The following is a 21669-nucleotide window of genomic DNA, read 5'->3' as shown; positions in this document are numbered from 1 at the left end:
ATATGAAATTTAAAGAATATATATTTGTTTTTATATTATTAATTGGTTTTGGTTTTTCTATCCCAATTACTAATTGTCAAATAATTAATGCACCAGGAACATACGAAATAACAGCAGATATTAATTTTGATGAAGATGATTTATTTGGAAATAATTGTATTTTAATTAATTCATCAAATGTAATTTTAAATTGCAATAATAATAAATTAGAATTCGAAGGACATGAATATGGAAGAAACGCGATTAAAATAAATGAAAATAATATAGAAATAAAAAATTGTGTAATTATCAATTCAAATATACAAAGTATAAATTCAAATTATTCAAATATTCATGATAATTTTTTAAAAGGGGCAATAAACATTGAAAATAGTTATTTTAATATAATAAATAATAACACAATAAATGAAACATATTATGGTATAAATATTTTAAATTCTGATGATAATAATATTACAAATAATAAAATTAATAACTGTTCAGAATATGCAGTTCAAATAAGAGCAAGCCATGAAAATTTATTTTTAAACAATAACTTAAAAATTGGGAATAGAGGATTTTATTTAATAGGTTCAAATGATAATCATATCAAATTCAATTCTATATATGGTTTTAATTATGGATTTAAAGAAGAAGGTTCTGATTCTGCTAGTTCTTTTTGGAATTGGATTAAAAATAATGATTTTTGTTTAAATGATATTTCAATGCAGTGTGAACACACACAAATAGATGAAAATAATAATTTCTGTGATTCAAGTTCTGGTTGTGGAATAGAATGTTATGAATGTATTGGGTGTTATGATCCAGATGCAATATATGGATCCGGAGATGTAAGAAGAGCAACATCAGTTTCTGTTTATACTCCAGTAGGAACTGACTTTTATCCAGATGAATGTATTACAGGGATACTAAACTCAGTTAATGAATCTACATGTGATGGTGATAACCAAGAATATTCAATAAAAACTTGTCCTATGGATTACGTTTGTTCTGATGGAGAATGTATTGAAGATTCAGGAACAAGTCCTGTTTGTATAGATTGGGATAATTTAGATGGAACCATTTCGTTAGAAAACCAAAAACGAATTGGATCTTTTTGTACTGATTTAACTACAGGTTTAGATGTATATGATACGTGTAATGCAATAACAGAAGAATTAAATGAAAAAATCTGTACTTCAGATGGATGTAGAAGTATCTCATTAGAATGTGAAACTTGTATTGATGGAAGTTCAGGAGATCATTGTATAGATGAAGCAATAACTGCTAATTGTACAGATACTGATTTTGATATGTCTTCAGGAACAACAATTGTTTTAGATATCTTTGGAACAGCAACAGATACAGATGGAAGAACATATTCAGATAGATGTTTAAGTGAAGATACAATTCAAGAAGCATGGTGCAACCCAAATTTAATTGGGGGAGTAGCAGATACAAGAAATTTTGAATGTCCTTCATCAACAGAATGTGATCCAACAACTAACACTTGTGTTCCTGTATGTAATGATGATGATGAATTAAATAATATGTCTTATCCAGGAACTTGTTCGTGTGGGTCTGAAAATAGTTTTGATGAGTGTTATGGAGAAGAACATTGTATTTTTGGTTATTGTTGGCAAGAAAACATAAAACAAGCGAATTGTGAAGATTCTGTTTGCGAATATACTAATTATCCTAACTGCAATTGTCCTTCTGGAACAGAAGCAAAATGTTTTGCAGGTGTTTGTGGATGTTCAGATGATGAATTATTAGATTCTTTAAGAACATATACTTTTTGTAATGATCCAGATGGAAATAACTATTATAATGCAGGACATATAACATTTGGAACAGAAGAAAGTTCAAGAAGTTTAGCTGATGTCTGTATAAATGATAGAGAATTAAAAGAATTTACATGTGAAGAAATAACTATCTTATTTAGAACTTATCATTATCCATGGAATGAAGTTATTGAATGCCCATATGGGTGTGAAGAAGGAAGATGCATACCAAATACTGAATGCGAAGATCATGATGAAAGTTTTTCAAATCCTTATATAGAACCAAGTTTTGCCGAATATGATTCAGAAATATATGCTGATATCTGTTTAGACTCAAATACAGTTATTGAACAATATTGTGAAGGGGGGGTTATTCAAAATGAAACTCATTATTGTTCATACGGTTGTTTAGAAAACTTAATTGGATTAGGTTATTGTGCTTTAAGTTCATCAGAATGTATGGATAGTGATCCAATTCAAAACATTAGTATATGTGGAAATTGCTATGATTATACTGGATTAAATTCACCAGATAAATGCTCATTAGGACAATTAAAACAATCGTATTGCAATGAAACAAGATGTATATATGAAGAACCAATAGACTGCCCAGAAGGACAAAGATGTGTATTAGGAGAATGTAAAGAAATTACATGTATTGATTCAGACGAAGGAATTAATTATGGAGAAGAAGGGATATGTGAAGGATTTAGCACATGGGGAGAAGATGAATGTTTAGGGGATATAATTATTGAATATTACTGTAATACAACAAATGAATGTGAATCAATTGAACATGAATGTGAATCTGGAATTTGCATAAACGCATCTTGTATCGAATGCTATGATAGCGATGGTGGAGACAATTCTTTTGTTTATGGTGAATGTATAAGTGAGGGTGCTTCTTTAAATGATACTTGCTCAGGTACTGCTGGAGTTTTAGAAGCTGTATGTGATCATGGAACATGTACTTATATGCCAAAAGCATGTATAAGAACATGTGAAGATGGCAGATGTGATCCAGGAGTAGTTATAAAACCAACTTTACCTAAATTCCCAAGTACTACTCCACAAAATACTGCAGTAATTATACAAACAGATTAAACATTAATTTTTTAATCTCTTGTCTCATAACTAATTCATGATTAAGGATAAATCTCAGCAAAAACTAGATTTAGAAAAAATAATCTCATATCCCTCATGGAGAGAAATGCTGATGGATTTAGTGATTAAAGAAGATTTTGAACCATGGGATATTGATATAGGCGCGATTACATCAAAATATATAGAACAGATAAAAGAAATGAAAACTTTAGAATTACAAATTCCAGCTAATTTAATTCTCGCTGCATCTATTTTATTGAGATTAAAAAGCAAGGCATTAATTTTTGAAGAAGAAGTTCAAATAGAAGTAGATGAAACCTTTGTTGATGAAGAAGGACCAGTAGAAATTCCTATGTTGGAATTAAGAACAAGAATCCCACCAAAAAGAAGAATTTCATTAGATGAATTACTAGAAGCAGTTGAAGAAGTATTTAAAGAAGAACAGCAGAGAATTGAAAAACAGAAAAAAATTGAGATACCTAAAAAAATGATTATAAACCTTCCAGAAATTACAATAGATGAACAAATAAAAGAAATAAAAGAAAGAATGAATAATTTAAAAGATGAAAAAAATATGGTTTTATTTTCACATTTAATAAAAGATAAAACCCCAAACGAAAAAGTTTTTGCTCTACTTCCTTTATTATATTTACAACAGAAACAAGATATTAGTTTAATACAAGAAAAATTATTTGGGGAAATTATAATTTACGTTAACTTTAATAATATAAAAGATGAAACTGATGTGGTGAAAGAAAATGCAAAACTTAGAAAAGGAAAAAATAATTGAAGCAGCATTATTTATGTCTACAAGACCCTTAGATCCTATGGAATTAGCTAAATTACTTAATATAGCAGCAGTGGGTTTTGTAACAAATGAAATTAAAAAATTACAAAAAATTTATGAAGAAAGGGATAGTGCAATTCAAATATTTGAAGAAAATGGAAAATATATAATGTCTTTAAAAGCAGAATATGCAAGAGAAGTAAAAAACTTTGCTAAGGAAGCAGAAATAAATTCACATTCATTAAAAACTTTGGGGTATATAGCAAAAAATGATGGAATATTAAAATCAGATTTATGCAAAAAACTTGGTGCAAGCATATACCAAGATGTTATGGAATTAGACGAAAAAGGTTTTATTAATCAAAAAAAATCAGGAAGAACAAAAAAAATATTTTTAACTCAGAAATTCAAAGAGTATTTTAAAGGAGAGATATAACAAAAGCTTTTTAAAGGTCAATTGTATCAATTGATATAATTGGTGAAATATATGAAATCAATAATAAAACAAATCTTTGGGAAAAAAGAAATACTGCGTTATCCTAGATTAGACACTGTTTTAATGGTGGAGGAATCCATAAAAAATGCTAAAAAATATAAAACAAAAAAAGAACTATTGGAATCTTTACCAAAAGAAATAATGTATCAAACATTTAATACAATATTGAATTATCTAGAATATTCTGGAAAAATATTAATTGATAAAGATGGCGCTATTATTTGGACTTGGGATCCAGAAGGGATTAAAAAAATTAAAGAAAATAGATTGGTGATTAATTGAAAAAAATATTAGTTGCATTTGCAGATAAAAAAATTAAAAAAGCATATGAAAAATTAAATAAAAATAATGAAGAAGGATCACTATTAAAACTCATAAATCGTGCAATAGATGACTTAAAAAAACAACCAGATATAGGAATAAAAATACCTAAATATCTATGGCCAAAAGAATATATCAAAAAATATAATATTAATAATTTATGGAAGTATGATTTACCTAATGGATGGAGATTAATATACACGATTAAAACAAATGAAATTGAAATAATAAGTGTGATATTAGAATGGTTTAACCATAAAGAATATGAAAAAAGATTTAAATATTAATAAAATATTCAAAAACAAGTTTTTGGATAGATATTAAACAAAAGGTGTTTAACATGAAATTGGAAAATGCAAAAGGAACAAGGGATTTTTTACCTGAAGACCAAATTTTAATAGAAGAAATAATAGATAAAATAAAAGAAGTTTTCAAAATCTATGGATATCAACCTTTACAAACACCAGCATTAGAAAGATTTGATGTTCTAGCTGCAAAATACGCAGGTGGAAGTGAATTATTAAAAGAAACATTTACATTAGAAGACCAAGGTAAAAGAAAATTAGCTTTAAGAAATGAATTTACAGTTCCATTAGCTAGAATAATAGCTTCAAGAAGAGATTTAAAATTTCCATTTAAAAGATACCAAATAGGACCGATTTGGAGAGACGGTCCAGTTGAAAAAAATAGATATAGGGAATTTCTACAATGCGATGTTGATATTATAGGATGTAAAAATAAAACAGCTGAAGCTGAATTATTATTAATGTCAAATCAAATAATGAAAGAATTAAAATTAGATTATGAAATTTTATTAAATAATAGAAAGATACTAAATGATTTAATTGATTTTTTTGAAATTAAAACTCCTGAAAAAGTAATAGTTAGTATAGATAAACTAGATAAAATAGGAAGAAAAGGAGTTGAAGAAGAATTAAAAGAAATAACAAATTCAAATAAACTATTAGATTTTATTGAAAAATTAGAAACAAAAACAAATGAAGAAAAATTAAAAGAATTAGAAAAAATTTCCAAAGAAGGAACAGAAGAATTAAAAGAAATTTTAAAGTATGCCAAAAATATAAATATTAAAATTTCTCCTTCATTAGCAAGAGGACTTGGATATTATACAGGACCTATTTTTGAAATTATTTTATTAAATTCAGATGTAAAAGTATCGATTGCAGGAGGAGGAAGATGGGATAAAATGATTCAAGAATACACAAATGAAAATAAAGAATATCCTGCAGTAGGCATATCTTTTGGAGTAAGCAGAATATTCGATGAATTAAAGAAAAAACAGGAAAAAAAGAATGCAACAGATATTTTTATAATCCCTATAAACACTTTTGAAGAATCATTAAAAATAGCTCAAAAACTAAGAGAAAAAAATATTAAAGTAGACATTGATTTAATGGAAAGAGGAATAAGTAAAAATTTAAATTTTGTAAATTCTGTAGGAATACCTTATGTTCTTTTTATTGGAGAGGAAGAATTAAAGAATAATAAATTTAAATTAAAAAATATGAAAACTGGTAATGAAGAATATTTAACAATTGATGAATTATTTAAAATGGTGGCAAAAATATGTTAATATCAATTGTGTTACTTTTTATTTCAATTTTAATTTTGGCAAAAGCTTCTGATTGGACTATTGATGGCGCAACAACAATAGCTAAATATCTAAAATTAAGTGATTTAGTAATCGGCTTTCTATTACTTTCTTTTGCTACTTCTCTCCCAGAATTATCTGTTGCTATCACCTCTGGATTATCAAATGCAGGAGGGATATCTGTAGGTAATATTTTTGGAGCAAATATTGTTAATATAACCTTAGCAATTGGAGTAATGACTCTATTTACAAAGGAAATTTTAATTAATAAAAAGGAGATAAAACAATTAAGTAGAATTGTATTAATCTCAATAATAATTATACCTATAATTTTATTTAATACACATCTTGGATTTATACAAGGAATAATTTTATTACTAATATTTATACTATTTTTATATTATACTCTAAAAGAGGAAATATCTCTTGAATTTAAAGGAGAAATACCAACAAGAAAAGAAACAATAAATGGATTAGGTTATTTTATTATAGGAATCTCCCTCATAATAATTTCTGCTTCTTTTGCTATTGAAAAATCAATATATATTATATCTTACTTTGGTATTACTCAAAGCTTTTTAGGTGCAACTTTGATATCAATTGGAACTACATTACCAGAATTAACTGTTGGGATAAGATCTATACAAAAAAAACATTATAATCTTGCTTTAGGAAACGCGCTTGGAAGTTGTATTATAAATTTAACTTTAATTTTAGGTCTAGTATCTCTATTATCTACAACCTTTTTAGAAAAACCAATGATATTAATTATTGGATTTTTTGCAATTATCTCTTCCGTGTTATTATATTATTTTTTAAAAACAAAAAACAAATTAACAAAGAATGAAGGCTTAATCCTAGTTATAATTTATCTAATTTATTTAATTACTTTATTTATAATGCAGTTATCAATCAAATAACTAAAAAGGTAATATTTTAAATAACTCCCTTGTGAATAATAATAGGTGAAAATATGGAAAATAAGAAAAGCCCAGAAGAAATTATTGAACAAACAATTAAAGACGGAGGATTAATGGCTGAAATATACTTTGATTTGCATGGAAGCTCTCCAGAAATTGTAAAAAACATAATGACTGAAACTATTTCAAAATTAACTCAAGAACCAGGAATTATATTCGCATATGGTGAAATTGATGATGCTATAAAATGTGAAAATAATTTATACTCAACTTATTCACAAGGAAGAGTATTAGCTAAAGATTTAGAATCTTTCTTAAATTTATGTATGAAATATGCCCCAATGGGTGTTGAAGTAATAAAACCACACAAAATGAATGTTGATGCTGGAACATTACAAAGATTATTTCTTAATGCTGCATCTTTTAGTTATAATTTCACTGAAATGTATTTGGAAAAAGCTCTAAACGAAGAAGATAAAATTGAATATGCTAAAAAAATGAAAGCAAGAGAAGAAATGGGTAAAAAAATATTAGAAAGAATTACTGAGGAATAAAAATGGAAAAAATAAAAACAGGTATTAAAGGATTTGATAAAATTACAGGTGGATTACCAAAAGAAAGTGTAATCGCTGTTTCTGGAGGAGTAGGAACAGGAAAATCTACATTCGGAATGCAATTTTTAGAAGAAGGAATAAAAAATAATAACGAAACTGGATTATATGTTTCTTTTGAAGAAAGAAAAAAACCCACTTTAAGACATATGGAAGAATTAGGGCTAAATATTAAAAAATTAGAAGAAGAAAAAAGATTAATTTTTATAGAATTTCCAGTAACTGAATTAGATCAACTTTTAGAACAGGAAGATGCGATAAAAACAATGATTGAAACTATGGATGTAAAAAGAGTAGTCATCGATCCAATAACTCCTTTAGGTTTGCTTCAAAAAAATGAATTAGATAAAAGGCAGACTTTATTGCAGTTTATTTCAAAAGTAAGAAATTGGAAAACTACTACTATTCTTATAGCAGAAGATGGGAAATTCAGAGAAAATGATATACCAAAAACTATTTCAGGAGTTGAAAATTTTACTGATGGTTTTATACATTTATCAAATATTTTAGAAGGAAGAAAAAGAAGAAGGGGTTTAGAAATAATTAAAATGCGTGGATGCTGTTATGAAGAAAAAATTTATGATATAGCTCTAAATAAAAAGGGAATTGAATTTATAGAACCGCTTATAAAAAAAGCTAAAAACAATATTAAACCCAAAAAAGAGGGTTATTTATGAATAATGAAAAAACAATAATCACCCCCTGGGAAGTTAAAGGAAATATTGATTATGATAAATTAATTAATGAATTTGGATTATCTAAAATAGACACTAAATTATTAAAAAGAATTGAAAAACACACTGGAGAATTACATTATTTTTTAAAAAGGGGAATATTTTTTGCACATAGAGATATGGAATTTATTTTAAATGAATATGAAAAAGGAAATAAATTCTTTTTATATACTGGAAGAGCGCCTTCAGGACATATACATTTAGGTCATTTAATTCCTTGGATGTTTACTAAATGGCTACAAGACAAATTTGATACTGAATTATGGTTCCAATTTCCAGATGAAGAAAAATTTCTATTTAAACAAAATATGGAATTTGAAGAAATTCAAAAAATGACATATGAAAATATGCTTGATGTTATTGCTTTAGGTTTTAATCCTAAAAAAACTAATTTCTTAATTGATACAAAACATGCGGGTATAATGTATCCAGAAGCAATAAAAGTAGCAAAAAAAATAACTTTTTCAACTGTTCGTTCAGCTTTTGGTTTTGAAAACGATCAAAATATAGGAGCTATTTTTTATACAGCAATGCAGGCAGTCCCTTCATTTTTACCAAATATTATTGAAAATAATAAAAAACCAAGACCTTGTTTAATTCCCCACGCAATTGACCAAGATCCACATTTTAGAATTTCAAGAGATGTTATACCTAAATTAGGATACTATAAACCTGCTTCTATACAATGTAGATTTTTTCCTGGATTAGCAGGAATGGAAAGTGATGGCAAAATGGCTTCTTCTAATTCAAATACAACTATTTATACAATAGATAATGAAAAAACTGTTAAAAATAAAATAAATAAATACGCATTCTCAGGTGGAAAAGAAACAGTTGAAGAACACAGAAAATATGGGGGTATTCCTGAAATAGATGTTTCGTATCAATGGCTTACTTTTTTTGAAGAAGATGATAAAAAACTCAAAAAAATATATGATGACTATAAATCTGGCGCTTTATTAAGCGGCGAATTAAAAGCAATAACAATAGAAAAGATAAACTCTTTTTTAAAAGTTCACCAAGAAAAGCGTGAAAAAGCAAAAGACAGGATAAATGATTTCATATATAAAAATTAATTTATAATAAAAGAGTCGCTAATCCTAAAAACACAAAAAATCCAAATACATCTGTAGCTGTTGTGATGAATATAGTCGCAGATGAAGCAGGATCTTTTCCTAATTTTTTCATAATTAATGGGATTACAGCTCCAAAAAATCCAGCTGTTATTAAATTACAGATCATAGCAATACTTAAAATTAAACCAAGTATTGGATTATGATTCCAAAATAAAGCAACTGCTGCAACTAAAATACCAATCACTATCCCATTCATTGCACCTGCTAATGCTTCATTAATAATAACTCTCTTTCCTGTTTTAAGTTCAATTTCTTTAAGAGCTAAACCTCTTACAACTACTGCTAATGTTTGTGTACCTGCATTTCCCCCCATGCCTGCAACTATAGGCATATATACTGCTAATAATACAAATGCTGAAATAGTTTCTTGAAAAAGGCTTACAATAGATGCAGCAAAAAATGCAGTTGCTAAATTAAGAATTAGCCATTTATATCTATATTTAAATTTAATAAAAGCAGAATCTAAAACATCCTCTTCTTCACTTATACCTGCAAATTCTCTAAGGCTATTTCCAGATTGTTTTCTTATTAATTTAAGTATATCATCTGAATAAATAATACCTAAAATACTATCATTTTCATCTAAAACTACTATTTTATTATGCTGGTATTTCTCAAATAATTTGATTACTTCTTTTTTACTTTCATTGTACTTAATTGCATGGATTTTATTTATATATTTTTCAATTTTTTCTTTTTTCTTAACCAAAGCTAAAGTATGTGCAAAAATCTCTCCTTTTAATTCTCCTTTTTCAAAAATAAGTATAACTGGAAATTTCCCAGTATTTTTTTCATGCTGTTGAATTTCTTTAGAAAGTTCTTCAAACGTGATTTTAGAATCTGCCCGAATATAATCAAAACTAACCATACTTGCTATTGTTTTTGGGTCAAATTTAAGCAGAAATTCAATTTTTTCTTTTGTATCTATATTTAATCTCTTTAAAACTTTTGTGCTTCTTTTAGAATTAATATTATGCAATATCTCTGTGATCTCATCTGGGTCTAAAAATTCTATAAGATTAAACAATTCATCATCAGTTAAGTTATTCAAAATATCTTTTTGCAGTCGTTTTGATAATTCTAATAAAATAAATCCTTGTTCTTTTACAGATATATTTTTGAATATAGAAATTCTCTTTTTAGGATGACAAATAATTTCATTTATATTTTCATCATGCTTTTTACGTAAATTCATTGTATATCAATATGAAGAATTTATTTTTAAATTTATCTTTATTTTCATTTATAGAATAAATTTATAAAAACAAGTAATATAATAAATATATGAAAGATATTAAAGAACGAATTGAAATAGATCTGCGCAAATTCGAAGACTCAATAAAAGAAGTGGATTCAAAAGCAAAAGAAAGATATAAACATATTATAGACTTAGCAGAGCGCTATTATTCAGATACTAAATATTTTATTGAAAAAGACGATTTAATTACTGCTTTTGGCGCAATTGTTTATGCGCACGGCCTAATAGATGCTTTGAAAAAATTAGATGAACAAGATTAAGTATGAAAAACTAAATATTAATGTGAAAAATATGGAAAAAATAAAAGAGAATACAACAGAAATTTATACAAAAGAAAATATTTTTTATAATCCACATATGGAATTATGCAGAGACATCTCTTCTTTATGTGTCGGCGCAATAAAAGATAAATTGAGAATATGCGACGGCTTTAGCGCAACAGGTATAAGAGGAATTAGATATTTAAAAGAAAATGAAAACATTGAATCTCTTTCATTAGTAGATGCAAATAAATATGCACTTCCTTTAATGAAAAAAAATATTAAACATAATAAACTCCCTGCTAAAAAAGCAAAAGCATATGATGAAGATATTTTACAGCATTTATTTGGAAAAGACTATAATTTCATTGAATTAGACCCATTTGGTTCTCCTCAAAGTTTCTTAAGAAGCGCAATAGGAGAATTTGCTTCTAAAAGTTATATAAAAACAGCATATTTGTCTATCACAGCAACAGATACTGCAGTTTTATGCGGAGCTAAAAGAAAGGCTTGTATAAAATTATATCATTCTTTTCCATTAAATAATTTCTTATGTCATGAAGTAGGTCTTAGAATCCTGCTTGCTAATATAAGTTATGCTGCTACTGAATATGATTTTTCAATAGAACCTTTGTTTTCTTTATCGCATAGGCATTATTTTAAAATAATTATTAAATTAGAAAAAGGCGCTGAAAAAGCTGTTGAAACTTCAAGAAAAATAGGATATTTAGAATTTAATCCAAACACATTAGAAATACAAACAAATGAATTATCTACAAATACAAACAAAAATTGGGAAATTGCCGGACCTTTATGGTTAGGTGAATTACATAACAAAGAAATATTAGAAGAAATGAAAAAATTAAATGAAATGCGCAATTACAAAAATAAAAATGAATTAAATAAAATTCTAGACCTATTAATTAACGAAATAAATATGCCTGTTGGATTTTACACAACAGATAAATTATCTAGACTATTAAAAAAAGAATCTCCAAAATTAGAAAAATTAATAAGCGCTTTAAATAAAAAATATAAAACAACAAAAACCCATTTTGATTCAATGGGTTTCAAAACACGCGCAGATATAAAACAAATAAAAAAAGATTTTTAAGAAAGTAAAACACCATTGATTACGCCATCTTGACCAGGTCTGCTTGTAACTTTAACTTTCCCAATACTTGTATCTAAAACTGATCCTTTAGCTATAATATTCATCCTAGAATGATGTCTATTTTCTGGTGATTGCGCTACAGATTTAATCTCTGCTTTTTTAATTATATTCTTTCCGCCTTCTTTAACTGCCACATTAATATAAAATCCTTTTCTTGGCTTTATTTTTTCATTTCCGCCTCTTGTTCTTGTAATTTTTAATTCTTCTTGTTCTTTATTAGCAGCTACTCTAGTATTAATAGCAGGACCGCCAATTTTTGATAGTTTTTTATCACTTTTCTTTTTAATTCTTGCACCAGTTCCTTTATTTGTTTTTTTAGATCTTCCATGATATTGTTCCATACATTACACCTCAAGCATAAAAAATTCTAGAATTAATAATATTCTAGAAAACAGTATTATTTTAATATATGCTCTACTTTAAAAAAGTATGGTTTTAGTAAGAATAAGTTCACAAATTAAAGATATTAGAGAGATAATTAACATTTTGGATAAATCAAATAAAATATATCAAGTTTTAAATCCAGATTATATTATTTCTAAAAAACAAGTAGAAATAGCCTATGAATTATCTAAAAAAGCGTTTAAAGATAAGAGAAATAAGGCAAAATCAATAAATAATGAAATCCTATTATGGATATGCTCAGAAAAACATGTTTCAAGAGCAATTCAAAAAGCCGGAGCTAAAGAAACAAATGACTTTTTTTTATTTTATGAATGGGATGATATTAACAAAATATTAAATGAAATAAAAGCTAAAAAGAAAAAACTTGTTTTCACTCCAGATTTAACAATATTCCAATTAAATAAGAATACCTTAAAAAATTATAAATTAGAAGATATTATTTTAGAAAAAATGGCTGTATCATATTTAGAAAGATAAATAAAATTAAAATTTGATTTTCTTTTTTTCTGTTGGTTTTTCGATTTTTGATTCTTCTTTTAATCTTTTCTAAATACGATCAAATAATAATATTGAAATTTTTAGAAAAGAGAAACTATTTTAAATAATAAAGTATTATCTTTTAATATGTTATCATGGATTGGAGTAGGTTTAATTGTACTAGCATGGGCTTTTCAGATATATAAATTAACTAAAAATAAAAAAAGTACAAATATTTCCTTAGGTTTCGTAGGATTACAGATTATTGGTATACTCTTGCTTGTAATTGGGGCATATTCAAATGACCTTATTTTATCAATAATTAATGGATTAAGCTGTTTAGGTGCCATAATTGTATTTATTTTAATAAAAAATAGAAAATAAAAAAATAAAATTAATTATGTATTCTATCTTTAGATTTTATAGTATTACTTGGTAGATTTTGCGCCAATAATTCATTATTTCTTGCTATTGAAATAAAAATATCTAATTTTGGATCTTTAATAGTATTTATCTGTTCAATTATTTTTGGCTCATTTTTAGATATTTCTTCTTTTTTTATAGATGCTTCTATTTGTGACACCCCAAAAATAACGCCCCCTAAAACTACTCCTAGCCATACAATTTTTTTCATTCCTTTTCCTATTTTTTCAAAGAATTGAAATTCTTTCTCATATTCACTAACCTCTTCTGTATATCCTCTCATTTAAACCACCTTTATCGCCTTTTTAATACTCTATTGGAAACTGGTTAATGTATTTTAAAGAAAAGATTTAAAAGCATATTGTTAGTTCTGAGGAAAAAATACCAAAGAATTATTTACTAACACAAATAAAACTTTCGAGGATAAATTTAATTTTAAACAATTCCAAGTTGTTTATACATCATTTGTTTTGTCAGAGGTAATTCTATATCCAAAACATTGTGTATAAATATAAAAATTTCAACAACTTTTGCAGGTTCAATTCCTGTTTCATTCACAATATCTTTAAATGATGGAACTCTGCCAATTAATTCATAAACATAAATTCCTTCTCTTCCATATTTTTTATAAATTGCAAATCCTTCATCTCCGTATTTATATCTAATTTGCTCTCTTTCCATTGGTTTGAATAACGTAGCATCTTTTGTACTTAAAAATTCCATAATTAAATCTACCTTATTTAATTTTATGTGTGTTTCAATAGCTAGATCAATAACATTTCTTTCACCATCAATTAAATCATAAATTTTTGTTCCATCTGAACCAAATTTCAAAGTTACTTCAGGTCCGAGTTTTAATTTTTGTGAAAAATTTAATTTTGATTTAACAGGGATATCAATTGGAATAATCCCTTCTTCATTATCTTTTGTATCTTTTACTTCATTACTTTGAATATCCATTTCAGTCAAAGGATTTAATTTTTTAAGATGTTTCTCTTTACTTGGTTTTTCTAATTTAATTATTCCCTGTTTATCTAAAAATTCTAAAATTTCAATTAATTTTACCTCAGTTACTCCAGTTTGTTTAAGAATTTCTTCTGCAGTTCTTTGACCATCAATTAATTTATACACATTAACTCCGGAATCTCCAAATTTATCAAATATAATACGTTCTACAGGAGTTAAATCTGAAGTTGCTTTCTTTTCCCTTGGTGGGGGTTTTGGTGGTTGTTTAAATTCTGGTTCTTCTTCAATTATCTCTTGTTCCTCTTGTTCCTCTTGTTCCTCTTGTTCTTCTTGTTCCTCTTGTTCTTGTTCTTCTTGTTCTTGTTCTTCTTCCATGGGTTCTTGTTCTATTGGTTCTTCTTGTTCTTGTTCTTGTTCTTCATCTTTTTGTTGAATTTCTTCTTCAACTGGATAGACTGGCGGTTTTTTTATTTGTTTTGCTGGTTCTTCTTTTAATTTATTTACTTCTTCTTTCTGAATAATTGGCTCTGGTTGATTTAATGGAAGATCTAACTTGCCTTCTATATGTATAACCCCTTTCTTTTCCATAATTTGAAGCATTTCTAATAATTGTTCTTTTGTAATTCCTAATTTATTAATTAAATTATCAAAAGAAACTGGATTTTTTATATTAATATAAACTTTGATCCCAATTTCTCCAAATTTTTTCCTTATCCAATTTTGATTTTTTATTGAAGTAAGTGGATCACTATCTTTACGTTTTATTGTCGCATCCATATACATAATTATTATAGAAATCTTTATAAGTCTTTAAATCATGGAATTGTATATGGGTATTGATGAACTTCTAATAAGTACAGGTGTTGATTCACTTATAAAATTAGTACAAGAAAAAGGGAAAATAGAATTAGAAGAAGCTTCTAAAATATTAGACATCCCATTTAAAACAATAGAAACCTGGGGCCAAGCATTAGAAAATGAAGGGATAATAAACATTGAGTATCGTTTTACAAAAATATATCTTATTTGGATTAAAGGGGCTGAAGGTAAAATAATCCAAAAAATTGGAGATATTAAAACACAAAAAGAAAATTTAAAACAAAAAATTGAAGAAATAAAACAAAAAATTAATCAAAATTCTGAGGAAATGGAAAATCTTGAAAAAGAATTTAAAAATATAATAGATATATTTGATCCTAAAATAATTGAAATCCAAAAAAAAGCAAATAAAATTAAAGAATTAGAATTTGCTATAGATGAAATATCACAAAAAAACAAATTAAAACTAGAAGAATCTAAATTAAATACAGACTCTTTTTCTGAGCATTTGATAAAAAAAGAAAATGAATGGAAAGAATTATATGAAAAATTGAAAAAAACAAACGAAGAAATGAATGAATTAAAAGAAATTAAAGGAACAGAATTAAATTTAACAAATAAAATTAATGATTCATTAACAAAAGTAGAAGAGTTAGAAAAACAAATTGAGGAACATAAAAAATTATTTTTAAAAATTACAGAAATTGAAAAAAATATTTCTATACTCAAAGAAGAGAAAGGAAAAATAGAAAAAATTTCACAATATTTTGAAAAACAGATAGAAGAGATAAAAACAAAACAAAAAAAGCTAGATGAAATTAAAAATGGAAATATTGAAGATTTAATTAAAAATTTAGAAAAAGTAGAAGGAACAATTCCAGAAATAAAAGAACAAATTAAAAAAATAGATTTAGAAATAAACAATAAAATAAAGGTATTAAAAGAATTAAATGAAAATATAAAAAATGAAGGAAAAGAAGAAAAAATACTTTTAGAAACATTAGAACAAAGACAAAAAACATTTGATAACAATGTAAAAGAATTTAACAAAATAATAAAAAATCTGGAAGAAATTGGGGAAATTAAAAAAAATAGTAAAGAAAAATTAAAAGAAATTGATAAAATTCAAATTGAAATAAAAACACAAAAAACAAATTTAATTAAAAAATCAGAAGAATTATTAAAGGAGATTGAAAGTTCTACAACTCCATTAAAAAAATACAATTCTGAATATATTCAATTAAAAGAAACTGTCTTTTTTTATTACAAAAGAATGGAAAATTTGAAAAAACAATATTTAGAAGATAAACAAAAAACAGAAGAAGAAACTGAAAAAATAAATAAAGAGCTTGAATTAAACAAAAATTTAATAAGACAAGAAATTGATAAAATAGAAAAAATAATTGAAAAATATGAAAATATTATAAACGAAAAAAATAAAATAGACCATATCTTCTTAAAAGTGAGGGAATTAAGAGAAATGAAGAATAAATTAATAACTGAATTATCTATTTTAGAAAGGAAAATCGATTTATTAAAAATACCTAAAAAACGTTTGGATTCTATAGAATCTAATAAAGAAATAAAAGAAATTGGAGAAAATATAGAATTAACTAAAACAGAAGAAAAAATATTACATAAAAAAAGACAAGAATTAAGAGATTTAATTAAAGAAATGTGGGAAAAATAATATCTACCCAAAATATAAGAAAGTCTTTAAATACATTGTGTTTATAATTTTATATTAAATAGAATAAAAACTGGTGGTTAAATGGCAGATAAAAAAGAAATAAAAACAGAAAGTCCGTTAAAACCTGTTTCAAATAGTATTGAACAATTAAGATCCTCAGCGCAAGGCGGTGTTATAGATTCTTATTTTTTTAAAAGTGAAAATATACCTGTAAATATAAAAATTTTAGACACAAACGATTATGTTCCACACTATATTGTAACAATTCCTGGATTAGCAGAAGGAACAAAAATAATTTTAAATACATTAAAAGGAGAATTAGTTACAGATGTTAAATTAGATATCTCTGAATTAATAGATCCAAAAAAAGCAGAACAAGTTAAAAGCAAATTTAATACTAAAGCACTAAGTTTATTAGATAAACATTTTCCTTCTTTAACACCAGAAACTAAACAAGTTTTAGCTTCATATTTAATTCAAAACACCTTAGGTTTGGGTGATTTAGAAATTCCTATGCACGACGAAAATTTAGAAGAAGTAGTAATCAATTCTGCTGAAGATCCAGTTTGGGTTTATCATAAAAGATTTGGCTGGTTAAAAAGTAATGTAAAAATAAAAAATGAAGAATCTATTTATGATTATGCAGCAATGATTGCTAGAAAAGTTGGAAAACAGATTAATATTTTAAATCCCTTATTAGATGCCCATTTACAAACAGGAGACAGGGTTAATGCAACATTATCTCCAGTTTCATCATTTGGTAATACAATAACAATAAGAAAATTCTCAAAAAATCCATGGACTATGCCTTTATTTGTAAATACAAAATGCATTTCTCCTAAATTGGCTGGTTTACTATGGTTATGTATACAAAATGAATTATCTTTAATAATCGCAGGTGGAACTGCATCTGGTAAAACCTCATTTTTAAATGCATTAGCAGCATTTATCCCCCCAAATCAAAGAATTGTATCAATTGAAGATACAAGAGAATTAACTTTACCCTCTTTCTTACATTGGATACCTATGAGTACTAGAGAACCAAATCCAGAAGGAAAAGGAGAAATAACAATGCTTGATTTAATGGTCAATGCATTAAGACAAAGACCAGATAGAATAATTGTTGGAGAAGTAAGAAGACAAAAAGAAGCAGAAGTTATGTTTGAAGCAATGCATACTGGACATTCAGTATATGCAACTATTCACGCAGATAATGCTGAAGAAACAATTACAAGAATGGTAAATCCACCAATAAATGTACCTCCCGCAGTTCTTGATGCATTAGCTGGTGTAATAGTACAATTTAGACATAGAAGATTCGGAATAAGAAGAACTTTAGAATTTGCAGAAGTAATGAAAAGTGGAGAATTGAATATGCTTCATAAATGGGATATAAAAACAGATAAACTAATGGAAGTTGGAAAAACTATTTCTATAGCAAATACTTTACAATTATATGCAGGAATGAGCATAAAAGAAATTGAAAAAGACGTTGATGAAAAAGCATCAGTAATAGAATGGATGAGTAAAAATAATTATATAAAAGTAGATGAAGTTGGACATATTGTGGCAAAATATTACAAAGAGCCAGAAAAAGTCCTTGAATACGTAAAAAAGGAGAAAAAATGGGCGTTCGAATATGATTGAAAACTCAAAAGAATTTAATAATTTAAAAGATGAAATTCTTAAATATGAGAATAATCTAAAAAAATCAAAAATAAGAGAATATGAAATTAAAGAAACCAAACTTGAAAAACCAATAAAAACAAAAATAAATGATTTAACATTCGAACAAATGATAACTGAACTACAAAAAGTAGAAAAGATGATAGCAGCAAAAACTTATACAAAAAAAATATTAAAAGATACATCTTCAAATACAGAAGTCGAAGATGTTATGAAACAAATGAAAGAAAAAAAATCAAGAACTACTGAAACAAAATTTGAAAGAACAGAAAAAATTGAAAAAATGAGCAGAGAAGACCAAATGAAAGCAATTGAAGAGATAAACACATTAAGAGATTATATTTTAATATCTTATGCACGTGAAAATATAAGAGAATTGTATGATCAATTCAATTCTAATATGATAAATTCAGAAAATTTTAGATACGAAGTCAGAAAAGAAATGGCAAAAAACAAAGGTATATGTGAAGAATTAATTCAGTATATCATAAAAGAAGAAAACCCATTTGAAGAATTTATAGACAAAAAGGTAGATAAAAAATGAAAGAAGAAAAAATAGCATCTCATCCACTTATTTCAAAACCTATTAGAAGAAAAAAAATAGATACTCCTGGAAATAATGGAAAAATCGCTAATTCTATTGCAGAATATTTTCCAAATTTAGAACAAAAATTAAGAATGGCAAGAATGGAAACTGACCCTGGTAAATTTGTTAAAAAAGTTTTAGTAACCTCACTTATTTATTCTTTAGTTATTTTAATTGCTTTATTTGCAATTTTTTATACTTTAGAACTTCAATTATTATATTTAATACCAATTTGGATACTTGTTTTCATACTAATGTTTTTCTTTTGGATGTCTTTACCTTCAATAAAAATGCTCCAAAGAGCAAGAAAAATTGACCAAGATGTTGTTTTTGCAGGAAGGCATATAGTTATTGCTTTAAAATCAGGAATACCTTTTTTTGATGCAATGGTTGGTGTTACTGAAGGTTATGGAGCAGTAAGTGAAGAATTTAATAAAATAATAGAAGATATAAGTTTAGGAAAACCAGAAACTGCTGCTTTAAGAGAAGCAGGTTCAAATTGCCCTTCTAAATATTTTAATAGGGTATTATTACAAATGGTTAATGCAATTGTATCTGGATCAGATATTGCTGATGCATTAGATTCTGTTTTAGAAAATATAGCAAAGGAACAAGTAATCAGTCTAAAAGCATATGGACAAAAATTAAATCCATTAAGTATGTTCTTTATGCTTTTTGGAATTATATTCCCTTCATTAGGTGTAGTATTTATTATAGTTATTTTGGCATTTGCTGGAGAAGCAGCTATGGAGATTGCCCCGTTCCTATTACCTTTAATATTTTTATTAATTGTTGCAGTACAATTTTCATTTGTATCTGTAATGGAGTCATCAAGACCAAGATTTGAATTAACTTAAAGTGATAAAATGGTAAAAACACCGTATGAAAAAATAGGAAGATTGTTTACAAGAAAACAAATCAGAAGTACTGCTGAAACCTTAGATTCATCAGGTATTAATATGTCTGCTGAATTATATATGGGATTTCTAGTAGTATTCGTTGTTCTATCTTCAATTTTATTATCTATTTTATTATTATGGAATGACTTAACATTTAACTATTTAATTAATTTTCTTGGTTATATACTTCCTGGATTAATTGATGGTGAGACTATATCTCCATTATTTGTTCCGATTTTAATCATTTTTTCAGTATTACTTTCTTTTATTCTTATGACTATCGCAACTATAATGGCAAATTACGTTTATTTAATGCTTAGAATAGATTCAAGAAGAAAAAATATGGAAGAAGTACTCCCAGATTTCCTATTATTGGCTGCAGCAAATGTTAGGGGAGGAATGAATATTGATCAAGCACTTTGGTATGCTGCAAAACCAGAATTTGGTTTATTATCAACAGAAGTTGAATTAGTAGCAAGAAGAACGTTTGGTGGAGAACCAGTAGATAAAGCCTTAGATAGATTAGGCGCAAGATTTGCTTCAAGGTCATTAAACAGGGCCATTTCATTAATAAAACAAGGTATGGCTTCTGGTGGAGAGATAGCCAACATATTAGAAAGAACTGGAGAAGAAGCAAGAGAAACTCAATTAATTAAAAAAGAGATTTCAACTTCATTATTAATGTATGTTATATTTATTGCATTTGCAGCAGCAGTTGCAACACCATTCTTGTTTGCAGTTGCACACCAGTTATTAATAAGATTAGAATTAGTATTTGAACAAATTCCACAAACAGGTGTTAATGAATTTAATAATGCTGGTGCAGGTTCAATGGGAAATTTTGCTTCACTTAAATTTTCAGAAGTTCCAGTAACCTCTGATGAATTCTTTTTATTTTCTTTAGCAACATTAATTTTAACAGTAGTTTTATCAAGTTTAATAATTGGAGTAATACAACACGGGGAGAAAAAAGAAGGATTAAAGTTTTTCCCCTTACTTTTAGTAGCTGCTATTGTAATTTATTTCATAATTGGTTCAGTTTTAACTACCTTATTAAGATCATTGACTTGGTAAAAAGATATAAAAAGGTAGTGTTCGTTATATGAATATAAATTTATTAAATAATAAATTTGAGGTGATTAATAAATGGATATTAAAAATAAGAAAGGACAGGCAGCCATGGAATATTTAATGACTTATGGTTGGGCATTATTAGTAATTGTAATTGTCCTAGCTTTGTTATTAATAATTCTTGGTGGATATGTACAAGGAACTCCATCATGTTTATTTGAAGAAGCAGGATTTGTATGTAATGAAGTAACACCTATTATGGATACTAGTGGTATTGTATATGGACAATTCCAACATTCATTAAGTGAACCTATTACTATTACAAGAGTTGCATGTGTACAAGGACAAGTAAATAAAGATGATGTTACTTGGAGTGATGTTCCAACAGGTTCATTAGAAGTAGCCCCAAGAAGAGCATTCACTTTTGGAGATTTACAAGATGATGTTACTTAGACGGAATTCAATGTTATG

Annotated in this window: 24 protein-coding genes; 20 read left to right on the top strand and 4 right to left on the bottom strand. The window is 26.4% G+C overall.

The window, feature by feature from the left end:
- Positions 1-2 precede the first annotated feature (2 nt).
- The 10 genes from WC356_04205 to WC356_04160 are packed head-to-tail and all read left to right on the top strand — an operon-like array spanning position 3 to position 9424.
- Positions 3-2867 carry a NosD domain-containing protein gene (locus WC356_04205; protein MFA5382345.1) on the top strand — a complete coding sequence of 955 codons (2865 nt, stop codon included), beginning with the start codon at positions 3-5 and terminating at the stop codon, positions 2865-2867.
- A 37-nt stretch (positions 2868-2904) separates the two neighbouring features.
- Positions 2905-3657, top strand: a complete 753-nt coding sequence (locus tag WC356_04200; protein MFA5382344.1) for a segregation/condensation protein A — start codon at positions 2905-2907, stop codon at positions 3655-3657.
- Positions 3626-4090: an SMC-Scp complex subunit ScpB gene (locus tag WC356_04195; protein ID MFA5382343.1), complete on the top strand. Its 465-nt coding sequence runs from the start codon at positions 3626-3628 to the stop codon at positions 4088-4090. The genes WC356_04200 and WC356_04195 overlap by 32 nt, the downstream gene beginning before the upstream one ends.
- Positions 4091-4141: 51 nt before the next feature.
- Positions 4142-4432, top strand: coding sequence for a hypothetical protein (locus WC356_04190; GenBank protein MFA5382342.1), 291 nt, complete (start codon positions 4142-4144; stop codon positions 4430-4432).
- On the top strand, positions 4429-4758 hold the full coding sequence (locus WC356_04185) for a type II toxin-antitoxin system RelE/ParE family toxin (protein ID MFA5382341.1): 330 nt from the start codon (positions 4429-4431) through the stop codon (positions 4756-4758). The genes WC356_04190 and WC356_04185 overlap by 4 nt, the downstream gene beginning before the upstream one ends.
- A gap of 53 nt (positions 4759-4811) precedes the next feature.
- Positions 4812-6065: a histidine--tRNA ligase gene (hisS, locus tag WC356_04180; protein MFA5382340.1), complete on the top strand. Its 1254-nt coding sequence runs from the start codon at positions 4812-4814 to the stop codon at positions 6063-6065.
- Positions 6059-7003 (top strand): sodium:calcium antiporter, encoded by a 945-nt coding sequence (locus WC356_04175; protein MFA5382339.1) that lies wholly within the window; start codon positions 6059-6061, stop codon positions 7001-7003. The genes hisS and WC356_04175 overlap by 7 nt, the downstream gene beginning before the upstream one ends.
- 53 nt (positions 7004-7056) lie before the next feature.
- Positions 7057-7557, top strand: coding sequence for a hypothetical protein (locus tag WC356_04170; GenBank protein ID MFA5382338.1), 501 nt, complete (start codon positions 7057-7059; stop codon positions 7555-7557).
- A gap of 2 nt (positions 7558-7559) precedes the next feature.
- Positions 7560-8291 carry an ATPase domain-containing protein gene (locus tag WC356_04165; protein MFA5382337.1) on the top strand — a complete coding sequence of 244 codons (732 nt, stop codon included), beginning with the start codon at positions 7560-7562 and terminating at the stop codon, positions 8289-8291.
- The gene (locus WC356_04160; protein MFA5382336.1) at positions 8288-9424 is read left to right on the top strand and encodes a tryptophan--tRNA ligase; all 1137 of its coding nucleotides are present in this window, start codon (positions 8288-8290) and stop codon (positions 9422-9424) included. The genes WC356_04165 and WC356_04160 overlap by 4 nt, the downstream gene beginning before the upstream one ends.
- A gap of 1 nt (position 9425) precedes the next feature.
- Here WC356_04160 and WC356_04155 read toward each other — a convergent pair whose 3' ends face one another.
- Positions 9426-10679 carry a magnesium transporter gene (locus WC356_04155; GenBank protein MFA5382335.1) on the bottom strand — a complete coding sequence of 418 codons (1254 nt, stop codon included), beginning with the start codon at positions 10677-10679 and terminating at the stop codon, positions 9426-9428.
- Between the two features lie 89 nt (positions 10680-10768).
- Here WC356_04155 and WC356_04150 point away from each other — a divergent pair, with 89 nt between their 5' ends.
- Positions 10769-11002 (top strand): DUF357 domain-containing protein, encoded by a 234-nt coding sequence (locus WC356_04150; protein ID MFA5382334.1) that lies wholly within the window; start codon positions 10769-10771, stop codon positions 11000-11002.
- Between the two features lie 31 nt (positions 11003-11033).
- On the top strand, positions 11034-12116 hold the full coding sequence (locus tag WC356_04145) for a methyltransferase (protein MFA5382333.1): 1083 nt from the start codon (positions 11034-11036) through the stop codon (positions 12114-12116).
- Here the strand turns inward: WC356_04145 and WC356_04140 are convergent.
- Positions 12113-12517 carry a 30S ribosomal protein S8e gene (locus WC356_04140; protein ID MFA5382332.1) on the bottom strand — a complete coding sequence of 135 codons (405 nt, stop codon included), beginning with the start codon at positions 12515-12517 and terminating at the stop codon, positions 12113-12115. The two genes, WC356_04145 and WC356_04140, sit on opposite strands and share 4 nt — an antisense overlap.
- A gap of 88 nt (positions 12518-12605) precedes the next feature.
- On the opposite strand from WC356_04140, the gene cgi121 reads away from it, so the two are divergent.
- A complete protein-coding gene (gene cgi121 / locus WC356_04135; protein MFA5382331.1) occupies positions 12606-13058 on the top strand; it encodes a KEOPS complex subunit Cgi121 in 453 nt (150 codons plus the stop codon).
- A gap of 147 nt (positions 13059-13205) precedes the next feature.
- Positions 13206-13442, top strand: a complete 237-nt coding sequence (locus WC356_04130; protein ID MFA5382330.1) for a PQ-loop domain-containing transporter — start codon at positions 13206-13208, stop codon at positions 13440-13442.
- 10 nt (positions 13443-13452) lie between these two features.
- Here the strand turns inward: WC356_04130 and WC356_04125 are convergent, their stop codons facing one another.
- Together WC356_04125 and WC356_04120 are read right to left on the bottom strand one after the other, a co-directional pair.
- Positions 13453-13764, bottom strand: a complete 312-nt coding sequence (locus WC356_04125; protein ID MFA5382329.1) for a hypothetical protein — start codon at positions 13762-13764, stop codon at positions 13453-13455.
- 152 nt (positions 13765-13916) lie between these two features.
- On the bottom strand, positions 13917-15224 hold the full coding sequence (locus WC356_04120) for a hypothetical protein (protein MFA5382328.1): 1308 nt from the start codon (positions 15222-15224) through the stop codon (positions 13917-13919).
- Between the two features lie 52 nt (positions 15225-15276).
- Between WC356_04120 and WC356_04115 the strand changes: the two genes are divergently transcribed.
- From WC356_04115 to WC356_04090, 6 genes are all read left to right on the top strand, one after another.
- Positions 15277-16956, top strand: a complete 1680-nt coding sequence (locus WC356_04115; GenBank protein ID MFA5382327.1) for a hypothetical protein — start codon at positions 15277-15279, stop codon at positions 16954-16956.
- Positions 16957-17037: 81 nt separating this feature from the next.
- Positions 17038-18603, top strand: a complete 1566-nt coding sequence (locus WC356_04110; GenBank protein ID MFA5382326.1) for a type II/IV secretion system ATPase subunit — start codon at positions 17038-17040, stop codon at positions 18601-18603.
- Entirely contained in the window at positions 18596-19186 is a 591-nt protein-coding gene (locus WC356_04105; protein MFA5382325.1) for a hypothetical protein, read from the top strand. The genes WC356_04110 and WC356_04105 overlap by 8 nt, the downstream gene beginning before the upstream one ends.
- On the top strand, positions 19183-20085 hold the full coding sequence (locus WC356_04100; GenBank protein ID MFA5382324.1) for a type II secretion system F family protein: 903 nt from the start codon (positions 19183-19185) through the stop codon (positions 20083-20085). The genes WC356_04105 and WC356_04100 overlap by 4 nt, the downstream gene beginning before the upstream one ends.
- Before the next feature lie 9 nt (positions 20086-20094).
- Positions 20095-21201 (top strand): type II secretion system F family protein, encoded by a 1107-nt coding sequence (locus WC356_04095; protein MFA5382323.1) that lies wholly within the window; start codon positions 20095-20097, stop codon positions 21199-21201.
- 72 nt (positions 21202-21273) lie between these two features.
- On the top strand, positions 21274-21651 hold the full coding sequence (locus tag WC356_04090) for a hypothetical protein (GenBank protein MFA5382322.1): 378 nt from the start codon (positions 21274-21276) through the stop codon (positions 21649-21651).
- The last annotated feature ends 18 nt before the right edge of the window (positions 21652-21669 follow it).

It is taken from the genome of Candidatus Micrarchaeia archaeon, assembly GCA_041653315.1.
Classification (GTDB): domain Archaea; phylum Micrarchaeota; class Micrarchaeia; order Anstonellales; family JAHKLY01; genus JAHKLY01.
This window is presented reverse-complemented; position numbering and strand designations above follow the sequence as displayed.

What these genes read in the sequence shown, in the direction of transcription:
- WC356_04205 (MFA5382345.1), top strand. Translation starts at nt 3, where the DNA reads ATGAAATTTAAAGAATATATATTTGTTTTTATATTATTAATTGGTTTT.
- WC356_04200 (MFA5382344.1), top strand. Translation starts at nt 2,905, where the DNA reads ATGATTAAGGATAAATCTCAGCAAAAACTAGATTTAGAAAAAATAATC.
- WC356_04195 (MFA5382343.1), top strand. Translation starts at nt 3,626, where the DNA reads ATGCAAAACTTAGAAAAGGAAAAAATAATTGAAGCAGCATTATTTATG.
- WC356_04190 (MFA5382342.1), top strand. Translation starts at nt 4,142, where the DNA reads ATGAAATCAATAATAAAACAAATCTTTGGGAAAAAAGAAATACTGCGT.
- hisS (MFA5382340.1), top strand. Translation starts at nt 4,812, where the DNA reads ATGAAATTGGAAAATGCAAAAGGAACAAGGGATTTTTTACCTGAAGAC.
- WC356_04175 (MFA5382339.1), top strand. Translation starts at nt 6,059, where the DNA reads ATGTTAATATCAATTGTGTTACTTTTTATTTCAATTTTAATTTTGGCA.
- WC356_04170 (MFA5382338.1), top strand. Translation starts at nt 7,057, where the DNA reads ATGGAAAATAAGAAAAGCCCAGAAGAAATTATTGAACAAACAATTAAA.
- WC356_04165 (MFA5382337.1), top strand. Translation starts at nt 7,560, where the DNA reads ATGGAAAAAATAAAAACAGGTATTAAAGGATTTGATAAAATTACAGGT.
- WC356_04160 (MFA5382336.1), top strand. Translation starts at nt 8,288, where the DNA reads ATGAATAATGAAAAAACAATAATCACCCCCTGGGAAGTTAAAGGAAAT.
- WC356_04155 (MFA5382335.1), bottom strand. Translation starts at nt 10,679, where the DNA reads ATGAATTTACGTAAAAAGCATGATGAAAATATAAATGAAATTATTTGT.
- WC356_04150 (MFA5382334.1), top strand. Translation starts at nt 10,769, where the DNA reads ATGAAAGATATTAAAGAACGAATTGAAATAGATCTGCGCAAATTCGAA.
- WC356_04145 (MFA5382333.1), top strand. Translation starts at nt 11,034, where the DNA reads ATGGAAAAAATAAAAGAGAATACAACAGAAATTTATACAAAAGAAAAT.
- WC356_04140 (MFA5382332.1), bottom strand. Translation starts at nt 12,517, where the DNA reads ATGGAACAATATCATGGAAGATCTAAAAAAACAAATAAAGGAACTGGT.
- cgi121 (MFA5382331.1), top strand. Translation starts at nt 12,606, where the DNA reads ATGGTTTTAGTAAGAATAAGTTCACAAATTAAAGATATTAGAGAGATA.
- WC356_04130 (MFA5382330.1), top strand. Translation starts at nt 13,206, where the DNA reads ATGTTATCATGGATTGGAGTAGGTTTAATTGTACTAGCATGGGCTTTT.
- WC356_04125 (MFA5382329.1), bottom strand. Translation starts at nt 13,764, where the DNA reads ATGAGAGGATATACAGAAGAGGTTAGTGAATATGAGAAAGAATTTCAA.
- WC356_04120 (MFA5382328.1), bottom strand. Translation starts at nt 15,224, where the DNA reads ATGGATGCGACAATAAAACGTAAAGATAGTGATCCACTTACTTCAATA.
- WC356_04115 (MFA5382327.1), top strand. Translation starts at nt 15,277, where the DNA reads ATGGGTATTGATGAACTTCTAATAAGTACAGGTGTTGATTCACTTATA.
- WC356_04110 (MFA5382326.1), top strand. Translation starts at nt 17,038, where the DNA reads ATGGCAGATAAAAAAGAAATAAAAACAGAAAGTCCGTTAAAACCTGTT.
- WC356_04105 (MFA5382325.1), top strand. Translation starts at nt 18,596, where the DNA reads ATGATTGAAAACTCAAAAGAATTTAATAATTTAAAAGATGAAATTCTT.
- WC356_04100 (MFA5382324.1), top strand. Translation starts at nt 19,183, where the DNA reads ATGAAAGAAGAAAAAATAGCATCTCATCCACTTATTTCAAAACCTATT.
- WC356_04095 (MFA5382323.1), top strand. Translation starts at nt 20,095, where the DNA reads ATGGTAAAAACACCGTATGAAAAAATAGGAAGATTGTTTACAAGAAAA.
- WC356_04090 (MFA5382322.1), top strand. Translation starts at nt 21,274, where the DNA reads ATGGATATTAAAAATAAGAAAGGACAGGCAGCCATGGAATATTTAATG.